The organism is Arthrobacter sp. BE255 (assembly GCF_031457335.1).
GTDB lineage: Bacteria > Actinomycetota > Actinomycetes > Actinomycetales > Micrococcaceae > Arthrobacter.
In genome coordinates this window covers 39,457-63,452 of the sequence record NZ_JAVDWK010000011.1, presented here as the reverse complement: position 1 = coordinate 63,452, position 23,996 = coordinate 39,457, and the positions used below count along the sequence as shown (strand labels likewise).

General features: G+C 67.1%; 21 protein-coding genes. 14 read left to right on the top strand and 7 right to left on the bottom strand.

Features of this window, described 5'->3' with window-relative positions; genetic code table 11:
• The first annotated feature begins 184 nt into the window (after positions 1-184).
• From J2X42_RS17445 to J2X42_RS17435, 3 genes are read left to right on the top strand one after another with little or no spacing between them, the layout of a single operon-like run.
• The gene (locus J2X42_RS17445; RefSeq protein ID WP_310167096.1) at positions 185-853 is read left to right on the top strand and encodes a response regulator transcription factor; all 669 of its coding nucleotides are present in this window, start codon (positions 185-187) and stop codon (positions 851-853) included.
• Positions 850-2,286, top strand: coding sequence for a HAMP domain-containing sensor histidine kinase (locus J2X42_RS17440; protein WP_310167095.1), 1,437 nt, complete (start codon positions 850-852; stop codon positions 2,284-2,286). The genes J2X42_RS17445 and J2X42_RS17440 overlap by 4 nt, the downstream gene beginning before the upstream one ends.
• Complete coding sequence (locus J2X42_RS17435) at positions 2,283-3,308, top strand: TAXI family TRAP transporter solute-binding subunit (protein ID WP_310167094.1); 1,026 nt, start codon at positions 2,283-2,285, stop codon at positions 3,306-3,308. The genes J2X42_RS17440 and J2X42_RS17435 overlap by 4 nt, the downstream gene beginning before the upstream one ends.
• A gap of 112 nt (positions 3,309-3,420) precedes the next feature.
• On the opposite strand, the gene J2X42_RS17430 is transcribed toward J2X42_RS17435, so the two are convergent.
• Positions 3,421-4,905 carry a helix-turn-helix domain-containing protein gene (locus J2X42_RS17430; protein ID WP_310167093.1) on the bottom strand — a complete coding sequence of 495 codons (1,485 nt, stop codon included), beginning with the start codon at positions 4,903-4,905 and terminating at the stop codon, positions 3,421-3,423.
• A gap of 180 nt (positions 4,906-5,085) precedes the next feature.
• On the opposite strand from J2X42_RS17430, the gene aceA reads away from it, so the two are divergent.
• Positions 5,086-6,402, top strand: a complete 1,317-nt coding sequence (gene aceA, locus J2X42_RS17425; RefSeq protein WP_131133505.1) for an isocitrate lyase — start codon at positions 5,086-5,088, stop codon at positions 6,400-6,402.
• 224 nt (positions 6,403-6,626) lie between these two features.
• Positions 6,627-8,279, top strand: a complete 1,653-nt coding sequence (gene aceB / locus J2X42_RS17420; RefSeq protein WP_310167092.1) for a malate synthase A — start codon at positions 6,627-6,629, stop codon at positions 8,277-8,279.
• Positions 8,280-8,554: 275 nt separating this feature from the next.
• Here aceB and J2X42_RS17415 read toward each other — a convergent pair whose 3' ends face one another.
• Positions 8,555-9,751, bottom strand: coding sequence for an MFS transporter (locus J2X42_RS17415; protein ID WP_310167091.1), 1,197 nt, complete (start codon positions 9,749-9,751; stop codon positions 8,555-8,557).
• Positions 9,752-9,899: 148 nt separating this feature from the next.
• Here J2X42_RS17415 and J2X42_RS17410 point away from each other — a divergent pair, with 148 nt between their 5' ends.
• Entirely contained in the window at positions 9,900-10,859 is a 960-nt protein-coding gene (locus J2X42_RS17410) for a D-2-hydroxyacid dehydrogenase family protein (RefSeq protein WP_310167090.1), read from the top strand.
• 78 nt (positions 10,860-10,937) lie between these two features.
• Here J2X42_RS17410 and J2X42_RS17405 read toward each other — a convergent pair whose 3' ends face one another.
• Together J2X42_RS17405 and J2X42_RS17400 are read right to left on the bottom strand one after the other, a co-directional pair.
• Positions 10,938-13,436, bottom strand: coding sequence for a glycoside hydrolase family 3 C-terminal domain-containing protein (locus tag J2X42_RS17405; RefSeq protein ID WP_310167089.1), 2,499 nt, complete (start codon positions 13,434-13,436; stop codon positions 10,938-10,940).
• Positions 13,437-14,744 (bottom strand): MFS transporter, encoded by a 1,308-nt coding sequence (locus J2X42_RS17400; RefSeq protein WP_310167088.1) that lies wholly within the window; start codon positions 14,742-14,744, stop codon positions 13,437-13,439. It abuts the gene before it with no gap.
• 109 nt (positions 14,745-14,853) lie between these two features.
• On the opposite strand from J2X42_RS17400, the gene J2X42_RS17395 reads away from it, so the two are divergent.
• Complete coding sequence (locus J2X42_RS17395; RefSeq protein ID WP_310167087.1) at positions 14,854-15,432, top strand: TetR/AcrR family transcriptional regulator; 579 nt, start codon at positions 14,854-14,856, stop codon at positions 15,430-15,432.
• Between the two features lie 7 nt (positions 15,433-15,439).
• Here the strand turns inward: J2X42_RS17395 and J2X42_RS17390 are convergent, their stop codons facing one another.
• The gene (locus J2X42_RS17390; RefSeq protein ID WP_310167086.1) at positions 15,440-16,660 is read right to left on the bottom strand and encodes an ROK family transcriptional regulator; all 1,221 of its coding nucleotides are present in this window, start codon (positions 16,658-16,660) and stop codon (positions 15,440-15,442) included.
• 134 nt (positions 16,661-16,794) lie between these two features.
• Between J2X42_RS17390 and J2X42_RS17385 the strand changes: the two genes are divergently transcribed.
• From J2X42_RS17385 to J2X42_RS17355, 7 genes are all read left to right on the top strand, one after another.
• Positions 16,795-17,556: a sugar phosphate isomerase/epimerase gene (locus J2X42_RS17385; RefSeq protein ID WP_310167085.1), complete on the top strand. Its 762-nt coding sequence runs from the start codon at positions 16,795-16,797 to the stop codon at positions 17,554-17,556.
• Positions 17,553-18,674, top strand: coding sequence for a Gfo/Idh/MocA family oxidoreductase (locus J2X42_RS17380; protein ID WP_310167084.1), 1,122 nt, complete (start codon positions 17,553-17,555; stop codon positions 18,672-18,674). Before J2X42_RS17385 ends, J2X42_RS17380 begins: the two co-directional genes overlap by 4 nt.
• A 10-nt stretch (positions 18,675-18,684) precedes the next feature.
• Entirely contained in the window at positions 18,685-19,884 is a 1,200-nt protein-coding gene (locus tag J2X42_RS17375; protein WP_310167083.1) for a Gfo/Idh/MocA family oxidoreductase, read from the top strand.
• A gap of 1 nt (position 19,885) precedes the next feature.
• Complete coding sequence (locus J2X42_RS17370) at positions 19,886-20,881, top strand: sugar phosphate isomerase/epimerase family protein (protein ID WP_310167082.1); 996 nt, start codon at positions 19,886-19,888, stop codon at positions 20,879-20,881.
• A gap of 16 nt (positions 20,882-20,897) precedes the next feature.
• Complete coding sequence (locus J2X42_RS17365; protein WP_310167081.1) at positions 20,898-21,428, top strand: GNAT family N-acetyltransferase; 531 nt, start codon at positions 20,898-20,900, stop codon at positions 21,426-21,428.
• A gap of 46 nt (positions 21,429-21,474) precedes the next feature.
• Positions 21,475-22,236 (top strand): DsbA family oxidoreductase, encoded by a 762-nt coding sequence (locus J2X42_RS17360; RefSeq protein WP_396134106.1) that lies wholly within the window; start codon positions 21,475-21,477, stop codon positions 22,234-22,236.
• Between the two features lie 62 nt (positions 22,237-22,298).
• Positions 22,299-22,949 carry a TetR/AcrR family transcriptional regulator gene (locus J2X42_RS17355; RefSeq protein WP_310167079.1) on the top strand — a complete coding sequence of 217 codons (651 nt, stop codon included), beginning with the start codon at positions 22,299-22,301 and terminating at the stop codon, positions 22,947-22,949.
• Between the two features lie 32 nt (positions 22,950-22,981).
• Here J2X42_RS17355 and J2X42_RS17350 read toward each other — a convergent pair whose 3' ends face one another.
• Positions 22,982-23,653 (bottom strand): LytR C-terminal domain-containing protein, encoded by a 672-nt coding sequence (locus J2X42_RS17350; RefSeq protein ID WP_310167078.1) that lies wholly within the window; start codon positions 23,651-23,653, stop codon positions 22,982-22,984.
• The gene (locus J2X42_RS17345; RefSeq protein WP_207307761.1) at positions 23,646-23,945 is read right to left on the bottom strand and encodes a type II toxin-antitoxin system VapB family antitoxin; all 300 of its coding nucleotides are present in this window, start codon (positions 23,943-23,945) and stop codon (positions 23,646-23,648) included. The genes J2X42_RS17350 and J2X42_RS17345 overlap by 8 nt, the downstream gene beginning before the upstream one ends.
• Between the last annotated feature and the right edge of the window lie 51 nt (positions 23,946-23,996).

Genomic DNA, 23,996 nt, shown 5'->3' with positions numbered 1-23,996 from the left:
ACCAACGCGAAAGGGGAAGTCCTAACACTTCCTTAGGTTTTGCTTCCGGCCGGCGCCCGGCTCCGCGGTCTTCCGTTGCGGGCCCGGCGCAGGGACCGGCGCAAGGCGGAAAACCGGCGGACGGGGTAATCTCCAAAGGCGGGATGGGGAACAAAACGCCGATCAAACGGAACAGGAACAGGCAATGGATGTGCTCATCGTCGAGGACGACGACGCCATGGCGTCAGCCCTCGACGCGGCAGTCATTTCCGCCGGGCACACGGCCTTCCGGGTTGCCCGCGGGGCCGACGCACTCCTGGAACACCGGCGCTTTGAGGTCATCCTGCTCGACCTGGGGCTTCCCGACATGGACGGCCTCGACGTCCTGCGGAAGCTTCGCCAGGTCACGACCGTCCCGATCCTGATCCTGACAGCGCGCGACGACGAACGCAGCGTGGTGCTTGGCCTGCGGTCCGGCGCCGATGACTACCTCGTCAAGCCGGTGAAACTGGTAGAGCTGCTCGCCCGCATCGAGGCCGTCACCCGGCGGGCGGGCCGCGCCAAAGACAACAGGCAGCGGAACATCGTGCTCGGTGAAGTCGAAGTGGACCTCGAACGGCGCGTGGCCGCGATCGGCCCCAAAGTCCTGCCCTTGACCGCCACCGAATTCGACCTGCTCGCCCTCCTCGCCAGCCACGCCGGGTCCGTGGTCACCCGGGAGCAGATCCTGGACGCGCTGTGGGGCGATGCGTTCCTTGCCTCCTCCCGGTCCCTTGACGTGCACCTGACAGGCCTGAGGGCGAAACTCCAGCTCCCCGGCTTCATCATCAACGTCCGCGGCGTGGGCTACCGGGTCGAGGCGGATCCTGCATGAAGCTGCGTGTCCTGGGTGTCCTGAGCGTCCTGGCCGTCCTCATCGTCGTCTTCGCGTCCACGGCAATCCTGACCTCGGCCAGCCGGGAACTCACCCAGGAACTCCAGATTAACCGCGCCGCTTCACTCAACCGCCTCGCGCAGGTGGCGTTCGACGCCGCGACCGACGGAGGAGATGCAACGCAGCTGCAGATAGAGATGGACAGATACTCGGAACTGTACGGGGAGGGGGTCCTGATCCGCCTCCAGGCGGGCACGCTGCGCTCGGGCGGCCTGAGCGAGGACAGGTCCGATGTGCGGGACGCCGTAGCCAGGGCGAATCTCAACCTCAGCGACACCACGCTCGCTCCGCTGCAGCCGTTCGGAACGGGTTCTGAGGTGATCTCCCGGTCGTTCGGCAGCGCCAGCCAGGTTCTTGGCGAGGCTGTGCTGGAAGTAAACCCCGATGCGGCGCGGCAGAAACTGCGGGATCGGTGGCTCCTGGTCGGTGTGGCCGCCGCCGCCCTCGCGGCGTTGCTCCTCATCGGTGCCGCCCGTGTGACGGGATGGGTGCTCCGTCCTGTGCACCGCCTGAATTCGGCGGTCACGGAGCTCGAGGCAACGGGCAGGACCGGCAATCTTCCGGAGGCCGGCCCGCCGGAACTGCGCGAACTGAGCCGTTCCTTCACCAGGATGGCCCGGACGGTCAGCGAGAGCATCGACTCCCAGCGCCAGCTGATAGCCGACACGTCCCATCAGTTGCGCAATCCTATCGGGGCCCTGCGGTTGAGGATCGATTTGCTCCAGCTGGAACTGCAGACAGCCCGGGAACGGAAGGCGGCGGACGGTGTTCTCGCCGAGCTCGAACGTGTGGAAGAGATCCTCGACGGAGTGCTGCGGCTGGCGGCGGCGGAGCACCGGGCCTTCGAGGACTCTGCCGGAGGTCCGCCGGGGACTCCCACCCACGGGCTCCCCGCCGTCATTGATCCATACCCGGTCCTGCAGGAGGAAACCGAACGTGCCGGTCCTGCGGCACGGCGTAGTGGGTCATCCATCCTGCTGGCGGACCCGCCGGACCCTGCAATGCACATCGCCTGCAATGCCGCCGAGCTGGCACAGATGGTGGGCGAGCTGATCAACAACGCCGTCAAATACGCGGCAGGTGCCCGCATCACGGTGGCGGTCCGCGTCCGCAAGGAGGCGGTCGCCGTCGAAATTTCCGACGCCGGCCCCGGGCTTTCCGCCGAAGGACGGGCTGCTGCCACCGCCCGGTTCTGGCGCTCCCCGGAGCACCAGGCAATCCGCGGCAACGGCCTGGGCATGACCATTGTGGACAGACTCGCCGCAGCCAACGGGGGCCGCCTGCTGCTGACGGAAGGGTCGCCGCACGGCCTGATCGCGCGCCTCGAGTTTCCGCGTGCCGTGGCCCAACCGGGAGAGGAAGGCCCGGCATGACTGCGCTGTCCCGAAGCTCGTCCGGAGGCCGTCCCCCGCGGCGGACCGCGCTCAAGGCCGGGTTGGCTGCCGGCCTGGCAGGACTGTTCTTACCGGCTGCGAGCGCCTGTACGCCCGACAACCGCCCAGGTGCGGTGACCGTGGCCGGGGGTGAGCCTGGAGGGTTTTATCTTGAGTTCGCTACGTTGCTGGCGTCGTCCCTGCAGCGTCATGGTGTGGCCGACCAGGCGACGGCACTGACAACAGGGGGCAGCCTGGACAACCTGGGGCAGCTGCTGACCGGGCAGGCCACGTTCGCCGTCGCGCTGGCCGATGCTGCGGCCCAGAAGATCGGGGCGGACAGCACGGCGAATGCCGGCATTGCCGCCCTTGGACGGGTCTATGAGAACTATGTCCACTGCGTTGTGCGGAAAGACAGTGGCATCAGGGATCTGGACGGGCTGGCCGGACGGACAGTCGCTGTGGGTGAGCCCGGTTCGGGAACTTCACTGACCACCCCGCGCCTGATTGAGGCGGCAGGGCTGGGCTCCGCGGCTGTTGGAGCGGCACCTGCAGCCACGGATCAGACCGTCACCGTGCTAAACCTCGGGCTCAACGCTGGCCTCGCGGCTCTGCGGGACGGGTCAGTGGACGCGCTGTTCTGGTCCGGAGGTGTGCCCACGGCCGCGATTGCCGACAGCAACAGGGCAGCCGGGCTGGTCTTCCTCGACCTCTCGGCGCTGATTCCATCGGTCCGGAGCCGGTATGGCCCCTACTACGACCGCGTGCTGATCCCTGCCGGCAGCTACGAGGGCATTCCTGCCGTCTGGACGGTGGGCGTGGCGAATCTTCTCCTGTGCCGGAGCGACCTGGACGGGCGGACCGTGAAGCGGACCGTCGAATTGCTGGTGGGGCACGCCGACGAACTGATTCCACGCTCCAGCCTGGGCGTGCAGTTCCTGAGCCCGGAATCACTGATCAACACGGCCGGGCTGCCGCTTCACCCGGCGGCCGCGGCCGCCTACCGGGAACTCCACGGGTAGCAGAAACGCTCTCTCACTTGATGCAGCATATTCCCCGACGCTCTATCACTTTCCCCAAGAAAGTGATAGGGCGTCCGGCGAAAACCCGCATTAGGTGAGAGAGGATGCTGGCTCAGCTCCCGGAGTGCGCCTGCAGGAAGCTGTAGACCTCGGTCTCGTCGACGCCGGGAAACGCCCCGGGCGGCATGGCGGCCAGCAGGTGCGAATGGGCCCGCGCAGACGGCCATGCGTTGCCGGCCCACTCCGAGGCCAGCTCCGCCGGCGGCCGTTTGCAGCAGTTTTCGTCCGGGCACGTGGACTTTGACCGCTCCGTGGTGTCCCGCCCGCGGAACCACTTCACGTGCGCGTACGGCACGCCGACCGAGAGCGAAAACTCGCCGTTGGCAGACCGTTCGGTCCGCGCAGTGCACCAGTACGTCCCGGCAGGGGTATCGGTGTACTGGTTGTACGCGCGGAACTTGTCGGCGACGTCGAACACCACGCGGGAGGTCCACTGCTTGCACGACGGTTGGCCCTCGATGGCGCCTGTGTGGTCCTGCGGGAACGTCACGCCGTCGTTCTCGTAGGCCTTGTAGATGATGCCGCTCTGGTGCGTCTTCTGGAAATGCGTCCGGATGTCCAGGTGCTCGGTGGCGAGGTTCGTGAAGCGGTGCGCGGCGGTTTCGTAGGAGACCGCGAAGGCGTCCCGGATGTCCTCCACCGCGATTTCCTTGGCCTGCTTGGCTTGCTGCAGGAACTCCACCGTGGCTTTCTCCGGCAGCATCAGGGCGGCGGCGAAGTAGTTCGTGGCCACACGCTGCATCAGGAAATCGCCATAATTCTTGGGCGTCTGGTGGCCCAGGACGTAGTGCCCCAACGCCTGCAGCAGCACAGACCGAGGGTCGTGGTCCGTCCGCTGGTTCTGGGTGAGATAAATTCTGTGGTTCTTAAGATCGGTCACCGACCGCGTTGAATGCGGCAGGTCGCCCACGTGGTGGAGGCTGAAGCCGAGGTGGGCAGCGATGTCGGCGATGACGTGCTGGGACAGCGGGCCGGTGGTGTGCCCGACGCTCGTCAGTACCTTCTGCGCCTCCGCCTCGTACTCGGGGAAGTAGTTGTTCCGCTCCCGCATCATGGCACGCAGTTCACCGTTGGCGCGGCGGGCCTCCTCCGGCGTCGCGATTTGCTCGTTCAGCTTGCGCTCCAGCTCATGCTGCAGGCCCACCATGGACTCAAGCACATCCATGGGGAGCCTCGAACTGATCCGGATTTTCGGCAGGTTCAGGGACTCGTAGATGGGGCTCCGCTGGTACCGTTCCAGCTCGATTTCCAGCGCAGCCCTCCGGTTGGGCGGCTCCGCCCCCAACAGCTGGTCAATGCCCACATTCAGCGCCGCGGCAAGCTGCTGCAGCAGCCCCAGTTTGGGCTCCCGCTTGCCGTTCTCGATCAGGCTCAGCTGGCTGGGGGCAGTCCCGACGGCGGCACTCAGGTCATCGAGCGTCATGCCGGCTGCCTTACGCAGATGGCGGACCCGGCGGCCCAGGCTGATGACGTCCAGTTCGGGCGCGGCGGTCGACGGCGGCGTGGCGGCTTTGCGGTTCCAGCTTGAAGGGGGCATTTCTTGAGGATACGCGAAGAAGTGCGTTTCTTTCCATGGTTTTACCCTAGAGAAGTATTTGGAAGTGCTGAAAAGTAGTGATCACGGAAAGAAACACCGCACCGGGGTAGCCGGCCGGGACTGCAAGGAAGCAGCCCTGGCCGGCGGATACCACCCCGGAGCTCAATCAAGGAGACAACGATGACTGCAGCATTTGAGCCCACCCAGCAGACGCCCGAAGAGCAGGCCGCCGCCCTGGAGCTCGAGTGGGCCGCCAACCCCCGCTGGGAAGGTGTGACCCGCGACTACAAGGCCTCGGACGTCGTCCGGCTCCGCGGCCGTGTCTCCGAAGAGCACACCCTGGCCCGCCGCGGCTCGGAGAAGCTGTGGAAGCAGCTGACCGAGGAGCACAAGACCGGCGGGTACACCAACGCCTTGGGTGCCCTGACCGGCAACCAGGCTGTGCAGCAGGTCAAGGCCGGCCTTCGCGCCATCTACCTCTCGGGCTGGCAGGTGGCCGCGGACGCCAACAATTCCGGCCACACGTACCCGGACCAGTCGCTGTACCCGGCCAACTCGGTTCCGACGGTGGTGCGCCGCATCAACAACGCCCTCCTGCGGGCCGACCAGATCGAGTTCTCCGAAGGCATCCAGACCGTTGAAGATTGGATGGTGCCGATCGTTGCCGACGCCGAGGCCGGCTTCGGTGGCCCGCTGAACGCCTACGAGCTCATGAAATCCATGATCCAGGCCGGCGCGTCAGGTGTGCACTGGGAAGACCAGCTCGCTTCGGAGAAGAAGTGCGGCCACCTCGGCGGCAAGGTGCTCATCCCCACCCAGCAGCACGTCCGCACCCTGAACGCCGCCCGCCTGGCCGCCGACGTCGCCGGCACCCCCTCGGTGGTCATCGCCCGCACCGACGCCGAGGCAGCCACCCTGATCACCTCCGACGTCGATCCCCGCGACCAGGAATTCGTCACCGGCGAACGCACACCGGAAGGCTTCTACAAGGTCCGCAACGGCATCGAACCCTGCATTGCCCGCGCCAAGGCCTACGCCCCGTACTCCGACCTCATCTGGATGGAAACGGGCACCCCGGACCTCGAACTGGCCCGTAAGTTCGCCGAGGCCGTCAAGGCCGACTTCCCGGACCAGATGCTCTCGTACAACTGCTCTCCGTCGTTCAACTGGCGCAAGCACCTGGACGACGCCACGATCGCGAAGTTCCAGCGTGAACTCGGCGCCATGGGCTTCACGTTCCAGTTCATCACCCTGGCCGGCTTCCACGCCCTGAACTACTCGATGTTCGACCTCGCCCACGGCTACGCCCGTGAAGGCATGAGCGCCTACGTCGAGCTCCAGGAAAAGGAATTCGCCTCCGAATCCCGCGGCTACACCGCGACCAAGCACCAGCGCGAAGTCGGCACCGGCTACTTCGACGACATCGCAACTGCGCTCAACCCGAACGCATCAACCCTGGCACTGGTGGGATCCACCGAAGAAGGCCAGTTCCACTAACTCTTAGCGTTCGACGGCGGCGCTTGCGTCCGCCGGCGGACCGGACGATCCTCTGCCTGCTATTCCCCATGCCCGCCCCATGACCTCGTAGAACTCGGTCGGGGGCGGGCACAGGGCCCCTTTTACGCAGGCTGCCGGATGCCCGGACCGTCGGCTTGTGCGTTTGTTGCCGCAGTGCCGCTACCCGCCGTCGAACTCCCCTTTTCGTCTTTAAGGAGACTGAAATGAACAGCTTCACTGACAACTTCACCATCAATGGCATTACGTTGACCGCGCAGCCCATTTGCCGGCAGAACGAGGTACTTACTCCGGATGCTCTGGAGTTCGTAGCCAAGCTGCACCGGGCCACGGCCGAGCGTCGGCAGGAGCTGTTGCAGGCCCGGCGGACGCGGCGGGCTGACATTGCCGGCGGCCAGGACCCGCGGTTCCTTCGGGAGACCGAGGATATCCGCAATGATCCGTCGTGGCGGGTCGCACCGCCCGCTCCGGGCCTGGAAGACCGCCGGGTGGAGATCACCGGGCCGGTGGACAAGAAAATGACCATTAACGCCCTGAACTCCGGCGCGAAGGTCTGGCTCGCGGACATGGAGGACTCCTCCACTCCCACCTGGCGCAACGTCATCAAGGGCCAGCTGAACCTCACCGACGCGCTGGAACGCCGGATCGACTTCACCACCGAAGAGGGCAAGGAATACAGGCTCCGCCCCGCCGCGGAACTGCCCACCATCGTGGTCCGTCCCCGCGGCTGGCACCTGCCCGAGAAGCACATGCTCATCGACGGCACCCCAGTGGCCGGCGGGATCGTGGACTTCGGCCTGTTCTTCTTCCACAACGCCCGCCGCCTCCTGGCCCAGGGCAAGGGCCCGTACTTCTACCTGCCCAAGATCGAAAACCACCTTGAAGCCCGGCTCTGGAACGACATCTTCATCCTCGCCCAGGACCTGCTCGGCATCCCGCAGGGCACCATCCGCGCCACCGTGCTGATCGAGACCATCACCGCAGCCTTCGAAATGGAGGAAATCCTCTACGAGCTGCGCGACCACGCCTCCGGCCTGAACGCCGGCCGCTGGGACTACATTTTCTCCCTGATCAAGAACTTCCGCACCCGCGGACCCCGGTTCGTCCTGCCCGACCGCGCCCAGGTGACCATGACCGCCCCGTTCATGCGCGCCTACACCGAACAGCTGGTCCGCGCCTGCCACAAGCGCGGCGCCATGGCCATCGGCGGCATGGCGGCAGCCGTCCCCAACCGCAAGGACGAAGCCGCCAACACCAACGCCTTCGAAAAGGTCCGTGCCGACAAGACCCGCGAAGCCAACGACGGCTTCGACGGCTCCTGGGTGGCCCACCCGGACCTGGTGCCGGTCTGCCGCGAAGTGTTCGACGCCGTCCTGGGCGACCGTCCCAACCAGCTCGAAAAGCTCCGCGAGGACGTCATCCCGGACGACCGGGCACTGATCAACGTTGCCGCCACGGAAGGGACCATCACCGAGCAGGGCATCCGGAACAACATCGAAGTCGGGATCCGCTACATCGAATCCTGGCTCCGCGGCAACGGTGCCGTCGCCATCCACAACCTCATGGAAGACGCCGCCACCGCCGAAATCTCCCGCTCCCAGATCTGGCAGTGGATGTTCGCATCCGCCATCACCGACCACGGCGAAATCATCACCCACCACTGGATCGAGGAACTCCTCGACGAAGAATTCGCACGCCTGGAACGCTTCGACGGCGACCGCTTCGAAGACGCCCGCGACATCTTCGAAGAAGTCACCCTGGCCCAGGACTTCCCGTCCTTCCTGACGCTCCCCGCGTACGCCAGGTACCTGACGGAGGCCCGCGAAAAGGCCACCGCGGAGGAACTCGCCGCGGCGTAACAGATTTCCGTCCGCCGGGCAGGCATGCCCTTCGCAACAGGAACCCCGAAATCCGGGGGCCGGCCCGGCGACGGAACACCCTTTGAGCGGGCGCTGCGCCGGACCGCCTCACCCGGCCACCCACCCCGGACGCTCTCTCACTTAATGCAATAAAACCAAGGACGCTCGCTCACTTTCCTCAAGAAAGTGAGCGAGCGTCCCTGTATTTGTCGCAGGATCTGAGAGAGCGTTTCGAAAGTAGGCCGGGAGAAGGGAACGGACGACGGCGGGACGCGTCAGCGGCCCTTCGGCACCAGCCGGACAGCGAGGGTTGTGCTGAGGAAGAACGTCAGGACTGATGCCAGGACCACCAGCAGCGCGGGAGTCCAGGAACCCGCCGTGTCGTGCACGAATCCCACCAGTGGCGGTGCCACCGCCGCGAAGCAGTAGCCGACGCCCTGGACGATGGCGGACATCCTGCCCGCGGACGCCTGGTCCCGGGCCAGCTTGATGATGGCGATGAAGATCAGCGTAATTCCGCCGCCCTGGGCGATGCCGCCGCATACGGACCACAGCCACCACAGGCCCGGCGCCAGCAGCAGCCCGGCCGGCACGGCCGTCCACAGCACGCCCAAGGTGACAGCCACCGTCGTCGTGCTGGAGTATTTGGCTGCGAACGGGACGCCCAGGCCGCCCACAATGGCGAGGATCTGGAAGATGGACGAACCGGCGCCGGCTGCCGAGGCGGACATGCCCAGTTCGTCGTTAAGGTAGCTCGGAAGCCAGGCGGTCACGGCGTAGTAGGAGAACGCCTGTCCCGCGAATCCGGCCGTGAGCCCCGCGGTGATCCAGCCGGAGCCCTTGACGGCGGGCCGCTCCTGGCCGCCCGCCACTTCCACGTTCGTCGGCACAAAAGCGCTTCGGACCCCGACGGCGGCGGTCCAGAAGGCGATCGCCGCCACTGCCAGAATTCCCACCGCCGCGAGCGCGGTCCGCCAGCCCGCCAGCTCGGCCAGCGGGGCGGTGACCACGGACGTCAGGAAGGAGCCGATATTCAGCGCAGCGGTGTACACGCCCATGGCGGTCCCCTGGCGCAGCGGTGAAAAGTCGCGCCGGATGATCAGCGGGACGGCAATGTTTCCCACGGTGATGGCGAGCCCGATCAGGACGGTGCCCGCAACGACAAGGGCAGGGCCGCCCGACGAGCGGACAACCACCCCGGCTAGAACACCAAGAATGGTGAGCGTGACGGCGAATTCCGCCCCGAGCCGGCGCGCAGCCAGCGATGCCAGCGGCGCGGACAGCGAGAAGCACAGCACAGGAATGCTGGTCAGGAGCCCCAGGACCACCGGGGAGAAACCCAGTTCGACCTGCATGATGTCCACAACCGGAGCGACCGCCACAAACGGACCCCGCAGGTTGAGCGCCAGCAGTCCGATGCAGGCGAGCAGGATCCAGGCGCCCGGGACCCTGGCCAAAAGCCGGCCGTTCATGGGGTGCCCGTTGGCATAAAAAGTGATTTCATCACTTCCATTGCTATCACGCCGCGCGCCCCCATCGTCCGCTGCCGGAAGCGCCAAAGCTACGATAGGCCCTAGCCCCCGAGGGGAACGCGCCAAGAATGGGACGAAGGTAACAGACATGCAGCACCGGCTTGCCATCCTGGACGACTACCAGGGTGTAGCCCACGGCTTCGCCGACTGGGCCGCGCTCGAGGACGACGGCGTCTCCGTCACGGTCTTCCGTGAACCTTTCACCGGCGAAGACGCCCTGGTGGCAGCCCTCGCCGGCGTCGGGATCGTCATCGCCATGCGGGAGCGGACTCCGTTTCCGCGTTCGGTGCTGGAAAGGCTGCCCGCGCTGAAACTGCTGGTCACCACCGGAATGGCCAACGCGTCCATCGACGTCGGTGCTACCGCCGAACTGGGCATCACCGTCTGCGGCACGGCCGGGTCCCCTGCCGCCGCACCGGAAATGACCTGGGCGCTGCTCCTGGCCGCCGCCCGCCACATCCCCGCCGAGGAAAACTCGCTGCGGGCAGGCACGTGGCAAACCACTGTGGGATTTGAACTCGCCGGCAAAACCCTCGGCATCGTGGGGCTGGGCAAGATCGGCCGCAGGATTGCCACGTACGGCCAGGCCTTTGGGATGGAGGTGCTCGCCTGGAGCCAGAACCTCACCGCTGAGGCCGCCGCCGAGGCTGGTGTCCGGCTCGTAAGCAAGGAGGACCTTTTCCGAAATTCCGACGTCGCCACCCTCCACCTGCGGTTGTCTCCCCGTTCCGAGGGAATAGTGGGCGAACCCGAGCTGCGGCTCCTTGGCCCGGAAGGCATCCTGGTGAACACCGCTCGCGGGCCGCTCGTTGACCAGGACGCGCTGGTCCGGGCACTGGCCGAGGGCTGGATCCGCGGGGCCGCCCTGGATGTGTTTGACGAGGAACCGCTGCCCGCCGGGCATCCGCTGCTGGCCTCCCCCAATACCGTCCTCTCGCCGCACCTTGGCTACGTAACGCAGGAGAGCTACCGGGAGTTTTACGGCGGGGCGTTCGAGGACGTGACGGCCTGGCTGGCCGGTTCCCCCATCCGCACCATCAGCGGCTGACGCTGAAGTACCCCGTACGACGGCGGCCGGGCGGCTCCCCGAAAAGGGAACCGCCCGGCCGCCGTCGTTTAAAGCGCCTTAGCGCAGCTCGATGTCCAGGACCTGGAAGTCGTCGGCCGCGTGCCGGCCCACCAGGATCCGGAACGTTCCGCGCTCAAACTGCCAGCCGCCGTCGTAATGGGCGAAGGAGCGGGCGGGGATCCGCACCTCGACGCTGTCGGTGCCGCCGGGGGCCAGGTGCGTTCCGGCGTATCCCGCCAGCCAGCGGACGGGCCGCTCGACGGCGGACTCCGCACGCTCCAGGTACACCTGGACTACTTCGCGGCCGGAGCGGCTGCCGGTGTTGCGGACGGGGACGTGGACCACCACGTCGTTGCCGGCGGGGACGGACTGCGGCGCGTGCGGGGCGGACAGCTCGAACGTGGTGTAGCCCAGGCCGTAGCCGAACGGCAGGGCCGGAGCCGCGCCGCCTTCAGCCTGCTGCTTCAGCCAGGCCCGGTAGCCCACGTGGATGCCCTCGGAGTAGACCACCTTGCCGTCCACGGGCGCGGTGTTGAGCACCGGAACGTCCCCGAGCGCGGCCGGCCAGGTGGTGGGCAGGCGTCCGCCCGGCTCCTCCGCACCCACCAGGATGTCCGCGATGGCCCGGCCGAACTCCTGGCCGCCGAACCAGCCGAGCAGGACGGCCCCCACCTTGTCGAGCCACGGCATCAGCACGGGCGAGCCGGAGTTCACCACCACAACGGTGCGGGGGTTGGCAGCGGCCACAGCCTCCACCAGTTGGTCCTGGTAGCCGGGCAGGTCCAGGTCCTTGCGGTCGAAGCCTTCGGACTCGATGGCGGCGCTGGTGCCCACCACCACCACGGCCACATCCGCGGCCTTCGCGGCTTCCACCGCTGCCTCGATCTCGGCCTGCGGGTCCTCCACCACGGTCTCCTCACCCAGCAGGATGGCGGTGAAGGGGATGGCCTGCTGCTTGGGCAGCTCGTAGACGGCCTCGATCCGGACCCGCTCGCCTGCTGCGGTTTGGACGGCGTGGACCGTCTTGGGCGGGTCGAAGAGGGCGGCGCCGAGGACGTCGGTGTCGTCCTCGATCTCGCCGTTGAATACTTCGTCGCCCTTGAGCGAGAGCCGGATCCGTCCCACGGTTCCGACGCCGAGGTGGTGGATGCCCGCCGTCGGGGCCGTCCAGTCAGCTTCCATCCGAATGGCCGCAGACCCTTCCGGGATCCCGACGCCGAACCAGATCAGGTGCGATGCCAGCCGGTCCTCACCCGAGATGTCCGCGCCGTCGGCGTCCAGGAAAGTCACCCGCATGCCGGGGACATTGGAGACCGGATTGTGCAGCGAGGTGCGCGGGAAGGCCTGCAGCCCCTCGGCCACCTTGGCGCCGCGGGTGTAGCTGACGCTGACACCGGACGGCAGCGCGTCCCGGAGTCCGTCCAGCGGCGAGACGGTGTACTTCGGCATGACTGTGGCGCTGCCGCCACCCTGGGTCCGGGCCTCCTCGGCGTTGTGACCGCTGACCGCAATGCTCGCCAGTGCCGACGGGTCAAGGGGCAGCAGGTCGTCCTTGTTGCGGACCAGCACGGCGCCGCGGACTGCCACTTCGCGTGCGACGGCGGAGGCATTGAGTTGTTCCGGAAGGTCGGTCACGGCCGGGGCGACGGAGTCCAGCGAACCGACGCGGGCGGCGAGCCGGAGGATGCGGATGACCTTTTCGAGGATGGCGGCCCTGCTGACCCGGCCGTCTTCAACAGCTGCCAGCAGCTTGGGGCCCCAGTGGCCCACAGGCCCGGGCATCTCCAGGTCCTGGTGGGCGTTGGCCGACTCCACGGAGCGGACACCGGTCCAGTCCGAAACAACCACGCCGTCAAAGCCCCACTCGGTGGACAGGGGGGTCTTGAGCAGCTCGTTTTCGCTGGCCGTGGTGCCGTTGATGGAGTTGTAGGAGCTCATCACCAGCCAGGCGCGCGCCTCGGTGATCGCGTCCTCGAAGGCGGCCAGGTACAGCTCGCGGAGGGGGCGCTCGTCCACCACGGAGTCTGACGTGAAGCGCTCGGTTTCGGACTCGTTGGCAAGATAGTGCTTGGGGGTCGCACCGACGCCCATCGACTGGACACCGGCCACGTAGCCCGCCGCCAGGGTGGCGGTAAGGCGGGGGTCCTCGCTCATGCATTCGAAGTGCCGGCCGCCCAGCGGCGAGCGGTGCAGGTTGATGGTGGGGCCGAGGACCGCGTGGACACCCTTGCGGCGGGCCTCCTGGCCGAGGACCTGGCCGTAGCGGCGTGCCGTTTCCACGCTCCAGGTCGCGGACAGGGCAGACGACGACGGCAGTGAGACCGAGTCATGGCGTTCATCGAAGTCTTCGCCACGGACGCCCGACGGACCATCCGAAAGGACCACCCGGGAGAGCCCGATCGAGGGCAGCGCGTGGGTGGCCCACACGTCCGCGCCCGTCAGGAGCTGGACCTGCTGTTCGAGGGAGAGGCCTTCGGCCAGCTCCCGGATACGGGCTTCTGCGTCCGGGGACCCGGCGGCGGGAGCCGTTACGGCCGGGGAAAGGGTGGGATTCATCTACTTGACTCCTTTGATGCGGGTTACGAGGACGGCGCCGATGATGCCGACGACGGCCCCGCCGATGAAGAGGGCGGGGTAGCCGCCAAGGGTGATAACCGGGAACGCCAGTGCAGGGACAAGCGATTGCGGCAGCGCCTGGGCAATGTTGAAGACACCGAACGTCTTGGCGTTGTCGGTCTGGCCTCCGGGCAGCAGGTCGGTGATGAGGGCGACGTCAACAGCGCCGAAGCAGCCCAGGCCAATGCCGGCGATGGCCTGCCCCACCAGGACCTGGTCCGTGGTGGTGCTGGTGGCGATGACCACCAGGCCGGCCATCATGATGATGGCGGAGGCGATGACCATGCCTTTGCGCTTGCCGATCTTGTCGCTGATCCAGCCGCCGGCGAGGCTGGTGACGACTGTTCCCAGGGAGCTGACTAGGGTGGCCTGGAAGACCAGCGCGGCCACTTCGGTTTCGGCGACGCGCAGGTGGTCGGCGAAGAAGTACGGCAGGTAGAGCAGCCCGGCGCAGTAGCCGATGTAGACCAGGAACTTGGTGAACCAGGCCCAGCCCAGGCCGGGATAGGTGCGCGGGTTGAAGTAGAAGGATCCCGCGATCTCCTTGAGATTCAGCGGTGTCGGCTTTTCGGTAAGGACACGGTCCTTGAAGGTGAAGGCGAAGGCAAGGGCAATGACAGTTCCCACAGCTCCGGGGACCACCGCCATCTGGAAGGCGTTGTCGAAGAGCTGGGCGAAGTAGGCAGCTGCTACCAAGCCGATGGGCAGGGTCATCCCGATGAGGCCGGACAGGCGCCCGCGCTCGGCCGGTGCCGCCTGGTCCGGAAGGGTGGCCACCAGCGCGGCCAGCGCTGCGTTGAAGCTCAGCTGGGCCAGGATCCAGGCCACCAGCACGCCGGCGACGTCGGTGGCGGAGCCGAGCAGGACCAGCGACCCCATGCCCACGATGGAGCCGCCGACGATCCAAGGCTTGCGCATGCCGAAGCGGGAGGTGGTGCGGTCGCTCAGCCGTCCGAAGAACGGGTTGGCCAGCAGCGCGATCAGGGCGCCGACGCCGGCAACAAGGCTGAGGGCCCCGGCACGGGTTTCCGGCGTGGTGATTTCCGAAACCTTGATGGCCAGCACCACCAGGGCCGGTGCCAGGACGGCCATCCACAGGCCTGCACTGGCGATGGGCATGCCGATGACATAGGCGCGGGGTGTTGTGACAGGGCTTCCCGGAGCGGGAACGGATGGAGCTGTAGTGCTGGACGGGGTTGCGGGCACTGTCAGCCCTGCGGAATCCCCGGTGTTGGTCGTGACGGCCACGGTGCCTCCTGACAGAAAGTGACCCTCCGTTGGGTCCTGCAGAAGATGGTACCCGCAAAAACCGAGTCTGACTAGGCTTTCGTGACGCAGCGTGAAATACACTGTCTTGGTGCCTTCATCAAAGCCGCGCGGACAGTACGCCAAGGGAGCCGAACGCCGCGAGCAGATCATCCAGACAGCAACCGACGTTTTTGCAACAGAAGGGTTCGAAGGCACAGCCCTGAAGCGCGTGGCTGAACTGGTGGGCGTGAAGGAAGCCACGCTGTTCCACTACTTCCGCGGCAAGCAGGAGCTCCTCACCGCCGTCCTGGCCGAGCGGGACCGGCGAAGCATGGCGCCCATGGATAAAGACGCCGGGCTGCCTCTGATGGTGCGGTCGGCAGAACGCAACCGGGCGGAACCGGGCCTGACTACGCTGTACGCGGTTGCCTCCGCCACCGCGAACGACCCCGGGCATGACTCCCATGGCTACTTCAAGGACCGCTTCGCGGAAGTGGTGGACGTCCTGACGGTGGACATTGAGCGGCGCCAGGCCGCCGGCCAGGCCCGCACGGACCTGCCGGCAAAGGACCTCGCCCGGCTGGTCGTCGCCATATCGGACGGCCTGCAGCTGCAGTGGCTCTACGACAAGGAAGTGGACGTGGCAGACGGCCTGTCACAGTTCATCGACGTGCTGATGGCGCCCTAGCCGCTGCTCACCCTGCCGCGGCTGTTCCCGCCAGTGTTGCCTCGATGACCGCCGGCGAGAGAACATACTGGGTGACCAGCTGGCTGGCGCCAAGGATGGCTGCCTGGTCTCCGGCCACCGTCAGCGCTATCCGCAGGTGGGACGTGGCCAGCGGCAGTGACCGCCGGTACACAACCTCACGGACACCTGCCATCAGGTGCTCGCCCGCCTGGCCCAGGCTGCCGCCGATGACGATGACTGACGGGTTGAGCAGGTTCACCACGGTGGCCAGTACATCGCCCACGTCCCGTCCGGCCTGGCGGAGGGCCTGGACAGCCTGCACGTTTCCGCCGGCTACCAGCCTCAGCACGTCGCTGCCCTTCGCGGCAGGCACGCCCTGGCGCGTAAGTTCCGCGGCCAGGGCCGGCCCGGATGCGAGCGCTTCGAGGCAGCCGTGGTTCCCGCAGCGGCACAGCACGTCGTCGCCGCGTGGAACCCGGACGTGACCCAGGTCGCCTGCCGTTCCGTTGGCCCCGCGCTGCAGCTCCCCGTTGCTGATGATGCCCGAGCCGATGCCGGTGGCAACCTTGATGAACAGGAAATTCTGGTGGTCCGGCCAGTGCGCCGTCCGCTCCCCCAGCGCCATGATGTTGACGTCGTTGTCCACCAGCACCGGCACCGGCAGCGAGCGCTGAACATAACGGACCACGTCGAAGCCGTCCCAGCCCGGCATGATGGGGGGCTTCACGGGCCTGCCGGTGGCATGTTCCACCGGACCGGGCAGGCCGATTCCCACACCGGCAAGATCCTGAGGGCCCCGGCCGGCCTGATCGAGCAGCGCGAGACCTTCGTGCACCACCCTGCCAAGCACCGGCTCCGGGCCGTCGGCCACATCCTGCGCCAGCCGCTGCTCCGCCAGGACCCGTCCGCTGAGATCAGTTACGGCAACAATCACGTGGGTGGCCCCGACGTCGACAGCCAGGACGGCGCGTGCGGCAGGGTTGAAGGCAAAGCGCGACGGCGGCCTGCCGCCACTTGAGTTCGCCTCCCCCGCCGCGCCCACCAGGCCGGACGCGATCAGGGCGTCGATGCGTGCGGCGACGGTGGAACGTGCCAGTCCTGTTGTCAGGGCCAGTTCCGCGCGGGTGCGCGCCTGCCCGTCCCGCAGGAGCTGGAACAGGTCCCCGGCGCGCGCCAGGCCGCCACCGCTGTCAGGGGTGGCGGGCGACGTTCCGGGGGTGAGGCTCATGGATCATGAATAACACACCACGCTTCTGCCTGTCACGCTGAAGAAAGATCGAGGATCAACATCCAACTTTTGCTTGACGCTCGTCAAAAGTAGTTCTAGCTTTAGTGGAAACCCTCTTCAGTTCAGGAGAACCCATGACCTACTCGATCCAGCTCTACACCCTGCGCAACGCCATCGCCGAAGATCTGCCCGGCACTATCGCAAAGGTCGCGGAGATCGGCTTCACACAGGTGGAGCCCTACAATTTCGTGGCAACGGCCAAGGAGCTCGGCGCCGCGCTGAAGGAAAACGGCCTCACCGCGCCGTCCGGACACGCCCCTCTGCTCAGCCAGGACCAGGACGAAATCTTCGCCGCCGCCAAGGAACTGGGCATCACCACGGTGATCGACCCGTTCATCGCGGCCGACCGCTGGCAGTCCGCTGAGGACATCCAGGCCACCGCCGCAGCGCTCAACGACGCAGCCAGGAAGGGCGCCGAATACGGCATCCGCGTGGGCTACCACAACCACGCCTGGGAGCTGGAGTCCACCATCGAGGGCCGCACCGCCCTCGAGTACTTCGCGGACCTTCTCGACCCCGAACTCGTCCTCGAGGTGGACACCTATTGGGTGGCTGTCGGCGGCCAGGACCCCGTGGACATCCTCACCAAACTCGGCGACCGGGTGAAGCTCATCCACATCAAGGACGGCCCGCTGAACACTGACACCAGGGCCCAGTTGCCTGCAGGCAAGGGCAAGGTGGCGGTCCTGGACGTCGTCGCCGCCGCGAAGTCCCTCGAAGTCGGCGTCGTCGAGTTCGACGACTACTCCGGGGACATCTTCGAAGGCATCGCCGAGAGCCTCGCCTACCTGAACGCAGCCGACGCCGCAGCAGCAACCGAAGGCGCCAAGGCATGAGCGGCGCAGCAGCCACGGGCCGCGGCCCGGTAGGTGTCGCCGTCATCGGTGCAGGCAACATCTCCAAGGCCTACCTGGACAACCTCACGGTTTTCCCGGACCTCAAGGTCCACGTCATCGCCGACCTCTTCGAGGAGGCAGCAGAAGCCCGCGCCAAGGAATACGGCATTGCGGAGTGGGGCGGCGTGGACGCGGCACTGAACCATCCCGACGTCGACATCATCGTCAACCTGACCATCCCGGCCGCCCACGTGGAGGTGGCCACGGCGGCGGTCAACGCCGGCAAGCACGTCTGGACCGAGAAGCCGTTCTCCCTGGACCGTGAATCAGGGCTCGGCCTGCTCAAGACCGCCGACGCCGCCGGGATCCGGCTCGGCACAGCACCGGACACGTTCCTGGGCGCCGGCCTGCAGACCGCCCGCCGGATCATCGAACGCGGGGACATCGGCACGCCCCTGACCGCCATGACCACCTTCCAGACCCCCGGCCCGGAATCCTGGCACCCCAACCCGGCCTTCCTTTTCCAGCACGGCGCCGGCCCGCTCTTCGACATGGGCCCGTACTACCTCACCGCCCTCATCCAGACCTTCGGCTCCATCCGCAAGGTCGCCGCCGTCGGGTCCAAGGCCAAGGACATCCGCGTCATCGGCTCCGGACCCAAGGCCGGCGATGAGTTCACCGTCGAGGTCCCCACGCACGTGTCCGCCATGGCCCAGTTCGAGAACGGTGCCTCATCCCACAGCGTCTTCTCCTTCGAATCCCCGCGCGCCCGGATGGGCTTTGTGGAGATCACCGGAACCGAAGCCACCCTCTCGCTCCCTGACCCCAACAATTTCGACGGCGACCTGAAGCTCTGGCGGGCAGGTGACGAGGACTGGACCACGATTCCCGCCACCGGACCGTCCAACGGCCGCGGCATGGGCGTCCTGGACATGGCCCGGTCCATCCGCGCCGGTGTCCCGCACCGCGCCACCGGCAACCTTGCGTACCACGTCCTGGACAGCATGGTCTCGATTTCCGAATCCATGGAATCCGGCAACTTCGTGGACGTCGCAAGTTCCGCCCCCGCCTCGCCGGCCCTCCCCGAGGACTGGGCGCCCGAAACCGCCACGCTCTAGGAACGCGACCATGACCTCACCAACAAACAGCCAGCGCCCCCTGGGCGTGGCGATGATCGGGTATGCCTTCATGGGCAAGGCCCATTCCAACGCGTGGCGGAACGTGGCGTCCTTCTTCGACGTCCCGGCTTTTGAGCAGAAGGTCCTGGTGGGCCGCAACGCCGCCGGCGTGAAGGAGGCCGCCGCGAAGTACGGCTGGGCGGAGACCGCCACGGACTGGCGCACCGTCCTGGACCGGGACGACATCCACATCGTGGATATCTGCGCTCCCGGCTGGATGCACGCCGAAATCGCCACCGCCGCCCTCGAAGCCGGCAAGCACGTGCTGCTGGAAAAGCCGCTGGCCAACACCCTGGCCGAAGCCGAAGCCATGACCGACGCCGCGCAAGCGGCCCGGGCGTTGGGTGTGCAGTCGATGGTGGGCTTCAACTACCGCCGCGTCCCGGCCCTGGCACTGGCAAAAGAGCTCATCGCCGAAGGCCGGGTGGGAACTGTCCGGCACGTCCGCGCCGCCTATCTGCAGGACTGGCTCGCCGACGAAACAGCCCCCATGACCTGGCGCCTGACCAAGGAAACCGCCGGATCAGGGGCGCTCGGGGACATCGCCTCGCACGCCATCGACCAGGTCCTGTTCCTGCTCGGGGACCAGGTCACCGAGGTTTCCGGCCGGACGCACACCTTCACCACCCGCCGCCCCGGCGCCGCCGGGCTGGAGGAGGTTACGGTCGACGACGCCGCCTGGGCCACGCTGTCCCTCGCCTCCGGGGCGATCGCCTCAGTGGAAGCCTCCCGGGTGGCCACCGGCCGGAAGAACTCCCTGCAGCTGGAAATCTACGGCGACAAGGGATCCATCTTCTTCGACCTGGAAAACCTGAACGAACTCCGCTTCCTCGACGCCACCGCACCCGCCCGCGAACAGGGCTACCGCCGGATCCTGGTCAGCGAGCCCGACCACCCCTACCTGGACGCGTGGTGGCCGCAGGGCCACATCATCGGCTGGGAGCACACGTTCACGCACGAAATCCGCGACTTCCTGCTCGCGGTGGACGCCGGAACCCCGCCATCGCCGTCGTTCGAAGACGGCCTTGAGGTCCAGCGGATCCTGAACGCCATCGAGGAATCCGCCGCCGCGCACAGCACCACCATCCACCTCCCCGCCGCCCCGGCCAGCGCCGCCGCCGGCACTCCCGCCGTCCCTGAAGGAGCCTGACATGCCCCGCCCCTACACCCTGTTCACCGGCCAGTGGGCCGACCTCCCGTTCGAGGAAGTCGCGCGCCTGGCCTCCGGCTGGGGCTACGACGGCCTGGAAATCGCCGTGTCCGGGGACCACCTGGACGCCTGGCGCTGGGACGAACCCGGCTACGTCGAGTCCAAACTCGCCGTCCTGGAGAAGTACAACCTCAAGGTCTGGGCCATCTCCAACCACCTCAAGGGCCAGGCCGTCTGCGATGACCCCATCGACTTCCGCCACGAAGCGATCGTCGGGTCCAAGGTGTGGGGCGACGGCGACCCCGAAGGCGTCCGCACCCGCGCCGCCGAGGAAATGAAGCACACCGCAAGGCTCGCCAAGGCACTGGGCGTGGACACCGTCGTCGGGTTCACCGGTTCCTCCATCTGGCAGTACGTAGCCATGTTCCCGCCTGTCCCCGAAAAAGTCATCGACGCCGGCTACCAGGACTTCGCCGACCGCTGGAACCCCATCCTGGACGTCTTCGACGAATGCGGCGTCCGCTTCGCCCACGAAGTCCACCCCTCCGAAATCGCCTACGACTACTGGACCACCGTCCGCACCCTCGAAGCGATCGGCCACCGGCCCGCGTTCGGCTTGAACTGGGACCCCTCGCATTTCATGTGGCAGGGCATCGACCCCGTCTCCTTCATCTGGGACTTCAAGGACCGGATCTACCACGTGGACTGCAAGGACACCAAGCTCCGCCCCACCGGCCGGAACACCGTCATGGGCTCCCACCTGCCCTGGGGCGACCCCCGGCGCGGCTGGGACTTCGTCTCCGCCGGACGCGGCGACGTGCCCTGGGAATCCTCCTTCCGCGCCCTCACCGCCATCGGCTACAACGGCCCCATCTCCGTTGAATGGGAGGACGCCGGCATGGACCGCCTCCACGGCGCCCCCGAAGCCCTCGCCGCCCTGAAGAAGTTCGACTTCCCGGCGTCGAACACGTCCTTCGACGCCGCCTTCAAGCAGTAGGGCCTAGAATCCCTGCATGACCTCCACCATCCGGAAAGCAACAGCGGACGACGCCGGCCGGCTCGCCGCGCTGGCGGCCGTCACCTTCCCGCTGGCGTGCCCGCCGTCCTCGTCACCGGAGGACATCGCCGCGCACCTTGCCAACACGCTCAGCGAAAAGCATTTTCAGGACTATCTGGCTGACCCGGATATCACCGTCCTGGTCATCGACGCGGACGGCGATCTTCGCGGCTACAGCCTGCTGGTCAACCGGCCGGCCCAGGACGCTGATGTGGCCTCCGCCTTGACGCTGCTGCCCTCCGTGGAACTGAGCAAGTGCTACGTCCACCCGGAGCATCACGGGCTGGGCGCCGCGACTGAGCTGATGCACACGAGCCTCGAGGCTGCCGCGGCGGCCGGCGGGGCCGGGATCTGGCTGGGCGTGAACAGCCAGAACGCCCGGGCCATCCGTTTCTACGAGAAATCAGGGTTCAGGAAGGTCGGCTCAAAGTCGTTCCGGCTGGGAACCACGGTGGAACACGACTTTGTCCTGGAGCGCCCGGTCTGACCCACCCGCCCGAACTCAAGGGGCCTCAACTGTACGTTCGCGCTTAATGGTGACGAACCTGACACCCTCCAGCGGGAATGGCCCCGGGACCGGCCGGGTTGTGGCAAGCATGAAGATTGAGATCTGGTCAGACGTTGCGTGCCCGTGGTGCTACATCGGCAAGCGCCGGTTCGAGGCCGCGCTGGCAGAATTCCCGCACCGCGATTCCGTCGAGGTGCAATGGCGCAGCTACCAGTTGGATCCCAGCCTTCCCGAACACTACGACGGCACCGAACTGGACTACCTGAGCACACGCAAGGGACTGGCACCGCAGCAGGTCACCCAGATGTTCGAGCACGTTGCCGAGCAGGCCAAGGGCGAGGGCCTGCACTACCGCTTCGACAACATTGTGGTGGCCAACAGCTTCACCGCCCACCGCCTGATCCACCTTGCGGCCGCGAACGGACAGCAGGATGCAGCCAAGGAGCGGCTGCTCAGCGACCACTTCGAGCACGGCAAGGACATCGGCAGCCAGGAATACCTCACGGGCCTCGGCAAGGACCTCGGCCTCGACGCAGCCGAAGTGGCCGAACTGTTTTCCACTGACAAGTACGCCGATGACGTCCGCTCCGACTTCGAGGAAGCCCGCGCCCTCGGGATCAGCGGCGTCCCGTTCTTCGTGATCGACCGGAAGTTCGGGCTCTCGGGCGCGCAGCCGTCCGAAACCTTCACCGCCGCCCTGAACCAGGCCTGGCAGGAGACGCACCCGCTGGTCCTTGTCAACGCCGCCGACGGCGAAGCCTGCGGCCCGGACGGCTGCGCCGTCTGATTCAGTGGCATGTCAGCCCAGCGCACACGCGTTTTACTGACACATCGCGGTAAAGTGTCTGCATGCCCAGGATTTCGGCGGCCAGCAATGCCGCGCAACGCGCAGAGACCCAGCGCCGTGTCCTCACGGCTTTCGGCGAGCTGCTGTTTACCCATGGCCTGCCCGGCCTGACCATGACCGACGTTGCCCGGCATGCCGGCGTCGGGCGCACGGCGGTCTATAACTATTACGCCGACATCGAAGAGCTCCTCATCTCCTACGCCCTGGACGAGACCGAGCGGTTCCTTGCTGAACTGCGCGAGTCCCTGGGCAGGCTGGACAACCCGGTGGAGCGGCTCGCGCTGTACGTGCGCGCCCAGGTGGAAGACCTCAGCCGGCGCCACCTGCCCCCGGGACCGGCGATGGCTGCGGTGCTGTCGCCGTCGTCCTTCGCCAAACTGGCAGACCATGTGGGTGAGCTCAGCGTCCTGCTGCAGGGAATCCTGCGTGACGGCATGGAGCAGGGATACCTGCCGGCCGCCGATATCGCACAGCAGGCGCAGCTGGTCCACGGCACGCTTTCCTCCAGTGCGGCCCGCGGAAGCGATGAGCCGGCGGAGCTTGAGGCGCGGATTTCCCGCACGGTACGCTTCATCCAGCTCGGTGCCGGGGCACGGTTCGACGACGCCGGCCAGCCGGTGCGCGTCAGCCCGCTCCCCGCCGTGGCCGGCTGAGCCCACGGCACCCAAGGCGCCGCGGCTGACCGTCAGGGCGTGGCGCCCGCCGTCGGGATGACCGGCCATTTGTCGTCGTCGGCGATCCGGCGGCTTTCGCGCGGGCAGCTGAGCTGGCCGGGCGTCTGGTCAACGAGTTCCGGCGCGGCGAGGGCCGCGTAGTCCCCGGCCAGGATCACGTCCACGCTGGCATCCGTCCGGCCATCCTGGAAGTAGTCCGAGCCCGGCAGGTTGCGCTGGACACTGAACGCCGCAGACTGTCCGGCGGCCCCGGAAACCACCGCGGCAACACCCCGGTACGCCGCGTCCGTGTTGGCCACGGCGCCCACCACGAACTTCCGTGCGAGGAATTCGTCCGCAACCGACCGGGCCAGGCCCGGCCGGCTGGTGGAGTTGTAGACGTTGAGGTTGATCTGGTCGTTGGGGGTGTAGTCGAAGGTGGCCGCGGGACAGACAGCCGCGGGTTTGTCGCTGGCATCCGTCGTCGGAATCTTCAGCTGGCCGCTCATGATGGCCAGGGCGGTGATGATCGCGGCCACGATCAGTCCCAGCAGCACGACAAGCACCACGCCGTGCACCACGCGGCGGCGAAGCCGGACAGGATTGTCCGGATCGCCCGCAGCTTCAAAGGTGGCCCGCAGTTCGGGGCCGGTAACAACATGGTGGCCGTGAAGGACGCTGGCGTCCTTGGGTTTCCTAGCCATCTATGACCAGCACGCGGGCGTGGATGGCGGTGCGCTGGTGCAGTGCGGTGCGGACGGCGCGGTGCAGGCCGTCCTCCAGGTACAGAATCCCCTTGTACTGCACCACATGCGGGAACAGGTCGCCGAAGAACGTGGAGTCCTCGGCGAGGAGGGCTTCCAGGTCCAGGGTCCGCTTGGTGGTCACCAGCTCGTCGAGGCGGACGGGCCGGGGCGGGAGCGACGCCCACTCCTTGGGCGTGTTGAAACCATGGTCGGGGTAAGGGCGTCCCTCGCCCACAGCTTTGAATATCACCATGCCACCCTAGGCACCTTGGCAGCCCATGAGAAGTGCCTGGACCGTGCC